This is a genomic window from Candidatus Cloacimonadota bacterium (genome assembly GCA_034661015.1).
GTDB lineage: Bacteria > Cloacimonadota > Cloacimonadia > JGIOTU-2 > JGIOTU-2 > JAYEKN01.
Genome location: JAYEKN010000122.1, coordinates 1 through 3,769, shown reverse-complemented (window position 1 = coordinate 3,769; position 3,769 = coordinate 1). Strand labels below are relative to the sequence as shown.

The 3,769-nt window shown below is 37.3% G+C and carries 3 protein-coding genes; all 3 read right to left on the bottom strand.

Features of this window, described 5'->3' with window-relative positions; all coding sequences use genetic code 11:
• Positions 1-92: 92 nt before the first annotated feature.
• Complete coding sequence (lysS, locus tag U9P79_05025) at positions 93-1,589, bottom strand: lysine--tRNA ligase (protein ID MEA2103990.1); 1,497 nt, start codon at positions 1,587-1,589, stop codon at positions 93-95.
• A gap of 325 nt (positions 1,590-1,914) precedes the next feature.
• Positions 1,915-3,010, bottom strand: a protein-coding gene (gene prfB, locus U9P79_05020) for a peptide chain release factor 2 (GenBank protein ID MEA2103989.1) whose coding sequence is annotated in 2 segments (ribosomal slippage) — positions 1,915-2,946 and positions 2,948-3,010 — 1,095 coding nt in all. Because the reading frame shifts where the segments join, the coding sequence is not laid out codon by codon here.
• 554 nt (positions 3,011-3,564) lie between these two features.
• A partial coding sequence (locus tag U9P79_05015; protein MEA2103988.1) for a PDDEXK nuclease domain-containing protein occupies positions 3,565-3,769 on the bottom strand: 205 nt, incomplete at its 5' end.

Sequence of the window (3,769 nt, the reverse complement as noted above, 5' to 3'; positions counted from 1 at the left end):
AGGGTCGGGGTGAGGTCGAAAAATAGTACTTTACGGACAGGCTCTAATTAACTCTAATGAGTACTAAATTAAAATTTCCAAAATTTCCGGCATCAAATTTTCTTACGCATTTGCGGAAAAAATATCACATCTTTGATTGAATGTGAATTTGTGAATAGCATCACAATTCTATCAATCCCGAGACCGAGACCGCCGGTTGGTGGCATTCCATATTCCATTGCTTCGAGGAAATCTTCATCTACTTCATTTGCTTCGAGATCACCGAGATTTCTGTTGGCAGCCTGTTCTTCCAATCTTTCTCGTTGGTCAATCGGGTCGTTCAATTCGGTGAAAGCATTTCCAATTTCCGCTCCACCGATAAATATTTCAAAACGCTCGGCAATCTTCGGATTATCCGGTTTTGATTTGGCAAGCGGAGAGATCTCTTTGGGAAAATCAGTAACAAAAGTAGGCTGAATCAAGTTTGGTTCAACGAAAGTGGAAAAAATCTCATCAATAACTTTTCCATAAGTTTTTGCTTCAAGTTCGATTTCGTGGTCATCGCAAAATTTTATCATCTCTTCCAAACTCATTTGTTGAATATTAATTTTTGCATATTCATTAATTAGTGAAAGAAGAGGTTTGCGAGGCCAAGGTCTTTCCATATTTATCTTATTTCCATCAAATTCAAATTCCAAACTTCCGCAAATTTCCGTGGCGATTTCCGTGAGCATGTCTTCCACCAAATCCATCACGTCATTATAATCCGCATAGGCTTGATAAAGTTCGATCATGGTGAATTCGGGATTGTGCGTTCTGTCCATTCCCTCGTTGCGAAAATCTTTACAAACTTCATAGACGCGTTCAAATCCGCCGATAATAAGGCGTTTGAGATAAAGTTCGTCCGCAATTCGCAAAAAAAGTTCCATATCCAATTTGTTGTGCTTTGTGATAAATGGTTGAGCAGCAGCTCCCCCATATTGGGGTTGCAGAATGGGAGTTTCCACTTCGATAAAATTGCGTGAGTCAAGAAAATTTCTCATCATTTTGATGATCTTGCTTCTTTTTTGGAAAGTTTCTTTTACTTCGGGATTCAGCAACAGGTCGAGATAGCGTTTTCTGTAACGCAATTCTTTATCTGCGAATTCGTCATAGCGGACTTTTTTCCCGTCCTCTTCCTTTTCTTTTACGGTTGGCAGAGGGCGAATCGCTTTTGCAAGAAATTTTACTTTTCCTGCTCTAAGGCTAAGTTCCCCGGTTTGGGTTTTGAAAACATATCCGGTGATGTTGAGAAAATCTCCGAGGTCAGAACATTTGAATATCTTGTATTCGTTTTCACCCACTTCGTCTCTGCGAATGTAAACCTGAATTTTTCCGGTTCTATCTTCAAGATGAAAAAAACTTGCTTTCCCCATTTTCCGTAATGAGCGAATTCTTCCGGCTATACTGATTTTCAGATCATTGTTTTCGAGAAATTTCTCCGATTCAGTAAATATTTCGGAAATTAAGTGAGTTCTTTTTGTGGTTCTCGGATACGGGTTTGCTCCCAAATCGTCGAGTCGTTGCAATTTTTGCTTTCTGGCATTTATCAATTGATTTTCGTTTTGCATATTATCCTTCCTTAATAAAAAATATAGTCCGCTAATTAGTGTCCATCCGCAAATGGAAATCTTGAGTTAATCCACTGGCTGGCGGATTGACTTCAGTTTCTCCAACTCACAAATATAACGCTAATTAACTTAATAAATAACTTTTTATTCGGCACGGAATGGTCCGTGCCGACTCTTCAAACGGAATGGTCCGTGCCGACTCTTCAAACGGAGTTGTCCGTGACTTCTCGAAAAGGCTACTTTACGGACAGACTCTAATTACACCAATTTCACTAATTTAAAACAAAAAAAATTCATGCTAATTCGTGAAATTAGGGAACAGTTTTTATTTCATCTTTAAAAATGCATCAATAAACAGGTCAATATTTCCGTTCATGACAGCTTCGACGTTTCCTGTTTTTACTTCGGTGCGATGGTCTTTTACCATTGAATAAGGATGGAAGACATAAGAACGAATTTGGCTCCCCCACTCAATTTTTTTCTTATTATTTTCCAACTTTCGCCTTTCCTTATCCTGCTCTTCTTTTTGCTTCTGCAATAGTCTTGCTTTCAGCACCTTCATCGCATTAGCCTTATTTGTGTATTGCGAACGTTCGGACTGGCACTGAGTTACGATTCCTGTGGGAATATGGGTAATTCGAACTGCACTATCCGAAGTATTTACATGCTGTCCGCCGGCACCACTGGCATGATAGGTATCAATTTTCAAATCGCTTTCATTGATTTCTATTTCAATTTCTTCGTTGGTTTCCGGAAAAACGAATACAGACGCAAATGATGTGTGCCTTTTGTGATTCGAATCAAAGGGAGAAATGCGAACCAAACGATGCACCCCACTCTCTGATTTCAAAAATCCATAAGCATTTTTTCCTTTGATCTCAATTGTTACGGATTTGATACCAGCCACATCGCCTGCTTGTTTGTCCAACAATAAACTTTTGTAATCCTGATCTTTTGCCCATTGCAAATACATTCGCAGAAGCATTTCCGCCCAGTCCTGCGATTCTGTTCCACCTGCTCCGGAATGAATTTCAAGGATGGCATCGTTTTTATCTTCCTCAGAATCAAGTAATAATCTAAGTTCCAGCTTATCGAGAAATGATTTGGTTTTTCCTAATTTTATTTCTGCTTCTTTTGCCAGTTCCTCGTCTTCTTCCAATTGGAGGAGTTCCAGAAATGCAGACAATTCTTCGTGGAAAGCAGTAATTTTATCTGCAATCTCAATATCATCTTTTAGATTACTAACTTCCCCTGATACTTTTTTGGCTTCTTCCTGATCATTCCAAAAATCAGGTTGAGCCATTTGTTTTTCCAGTTCAGATACTTGTTTTATTTTATTATCAACTTCAAAGATACCGCCGAAGTTCAAGTATTTTTTCTTCTATCTGTTTAATTTCTCTTTCCAATAAATTTAATTCCATAATTTTTCCTTAATATAATTTTGTTTTACATCAATGTTACAAACGTCAATCTTATCATTTACTGTCAATAATCTTAATTAGAGTCTGTCCGTAAAGTAGGGATTCGACGCAGATGAACACTGAAAAAGTGGATTTTCGCAAGATAAAAATTTTTTGTAAAAAGTGTAATATCCCCGTTGAATGCTTTGTATTTTAATATTCAACAGGGGTTTATCTGCCGAATCATTTTTTTCTAAGTGCTGTTGTTTATCACACTCATTTGTGTCCAATCTATGCTTCACAAACTTCTTGGCGGGTAGAGACACCCCATTGGTTAGATTATACAGTTTGGATAAGACTTTGATTGAATATAACTTTTTGATGTGCTTAATGGTTGGTCACTGCCCCGGTCCTTCAAATTTCCACCCAACTTTTAACGAAAATCTCAACTTTGATTTACCCCGTAGGATATTACTTTTCATAAAAAAGGCAATAATTTAAAATACACTATCCAACGGGGTAAACCACAAATCTTCGATACGAAATCGAGCGGGGAGTGTTTTGTTACCTGCATTTCACTCAATAATTTCAAATGATAATTCTGCTTCAATTTCTTCAATTGTTGGCAGAGAAGATTTATATTGATCAGGCAAAATTTTTGTTAATTGATACTCACTAATTCCGATTGGCTTTTTTATATCTTTAAAAGAGTATTCAACAACAGTATCATCTTTTGATTTGCAAATTAATAAACCAATAGTTGGATTATCATTATCCTCT